This window comes from Phormidesmis priestleyi BC1401, assembly GCF_001650195.1.
Lineage (GTDB): Bacteria > Cyanobacteriota > Cyanobacteriia > Leptolyngbyales > Leptolyngbyaceae > Phormidesmis_A > Phormidesmis_A priestleyi_B.
On record NZ_LXYR01000152.1, the window covers coordinates 1 to 1,626 of the forward strand.

The 1,626-nt window shown below is 50.3% G+C and carries 2 protein-coding genes and 1 pseudogene; 2 read left to right on the plus strand and 1 reads right to left on the minus strand.

The genetic code is table 11. The annotated features are described in order from the left end of the window. The first annotated feature begins 569 nt into the window (after positions 1–569). Both A8707_RS26110 and A8707_RS26115 read left to right on the plus strand, forming a co-directional pair. The gene (locus tag A8707_RS26110) at positions 570–1,046 is read left to right on the plus strand and encodes a hypothetical protein (RefSeq protein ID WP_068820353.1); all 477 of its coding nucleotides are present in this window, start codon (positions 570–572) and stop codon (positions 1,044–1,046) included. Positions 1,047–1,113: 67 nt separating this feature from the next. Then, positions 1,114–1,311 carry a hypothetical protein gene (locus A8707_RS26115; RefSeq protein WP_068820355.1) on the plus strand — a complete coding sequence of 66 codons (198 nt, stop codon included), beginning with the start codon at positions 1,114–1,116 and terminating at the stop codon, positions 1,309–1,311. 144 nt (positions 1,312–1,455) lie between these two features. Here A8707_RS26115 and A8707_RS27360 read toward each other — a convergent pair. Beyond that, a pseudogene (locus tag A8707_RS27360) lies at positions 1,456–1,626 on the minus strand (IS256 family transposase); the annotation flags it as partial.

Below are 1,626 nucleotides of genomic sequence, written 5' to 3' on the forward strand. Positions count from 1 at the left end.
CCGGGTGGGAGCACGATCCCATAGGTTCGATCTCGACCCAACACGAAGCTGTGATACGTCTCAATTTGAGAGCTTAAGCTTGAGGAGCCTGTCTGTTTGAGCCTCGAGTGAATCAAATTATGGGAAGCAGAGGAGCCTCCCACAAGTAGACTCAACCACGCGACGCTTAGAAATCTTTTTAGGCTCATAACAGCAGGGCTGAGAGGTAATAGGGGGCGCACTAATAATGGAACCAGATTTTACCTTGAGAGTATTTCAGCAGCAAACTGATAATTTCTACAGGTTAGCCAAGTTTTGGGGTCAGGGTGAGGGAGCACAAGCTAAAAGAACACCTTGCTAGAAGAGCATTACAGCTTTAAGGCAAAATCTGGTTCCCTTGCTAATAAGACCCCATCAGCACAAATTTGTCTCGATGTCATTTAATTTGGCTCTGTACATCCTCTTTCTAGAGTGTGATGACAGCAACCCGTCGTTCCACCATGATTGACACGAGCCGCTTTTCCCAGGGGCAGATCACCTGTTACATAGGGAAAGGCAATCACGGTGCCTTGGTGTAGAGGACTCAAGTTATGCAAAGATTTCCAGATCAACGTGGTGTCCGCCCCACTGCCATGCTCCTTTCAGCGCTCCTGACTGTGCCCTTGTTTGCGGGATGTGGTCAGCGTCAGGCTACTGTGCCGCCGCCAGTCGATGACACGCGCACTGCGACTACTACAGCAGCGCCGACGGAGCAGAAGAAGGGCATGAGTAATGTTCAGAAAGGAGCAGTCGTGCTGGCTGGAGCTGCCGCTCTTTACTATCTTTATAACCAGCACAAACACGCGCAGGCACAGGCAGGCGAGAACGGACAGTATTACCTTTCTAAAAACGGTCGCGTTTATTACCGGGATGCAAACCATCAAGCGCATTGGGTAACCCCACCGCCCAATGGCATTACGGTGCCAGCCGCAGATGCGCAACAGTACCGTGACTATCAAGGGTATGACAACCAGACCACCGGACGTGACCTCACGTCGTTGCCAGAAGCGCAGTCAGCAACCAACTGAGTTGCTTGACAGAACGCACGTGGGCACTAGATAACAAAATCAATTTTGTAAACATTGGAGGACGATTATGGTAGGCGATTTTTTACGCAAAGCAGCCGATGCCTTACTAGGCGATCAGCCAGCAGAGAGCGAGAATCAACCACCGCGACCCGCGAGTGAAGACCCGTATGGCGATCCGGCAAATCAACCGACCGATGCTGGGCAGTTCGGCAATGTGCGACCCGCGAGTGAAGACCCGTATGGCGATCCTGCTGACCAGGCATAGCACCCTTATATAGGGTAAATAATAGTGAGCGAGCCGTGAACCGCCAATAATAAAGCACCCTAACCAATGATTGGCTAGGGTGCTTTATTTTGAATCCAATTTGGCATTCCGGGTATGTCAAGTAGTTTGTGTCAAAGGTCAAAATTAGAGCGGAAATCGCTCTTCGTACAGAATCGCAAAACGGTTTAGAGCAGGCTTCCAGTTTGAAATGGGCATCGTCCATTTTTTCGCAATGTGGTGCATCGCCCGATAAACCACTTTGAGGGCAGATTCATCGGTGGGAAACGCCCGATGATTCTTGATCACTTTTCTCCC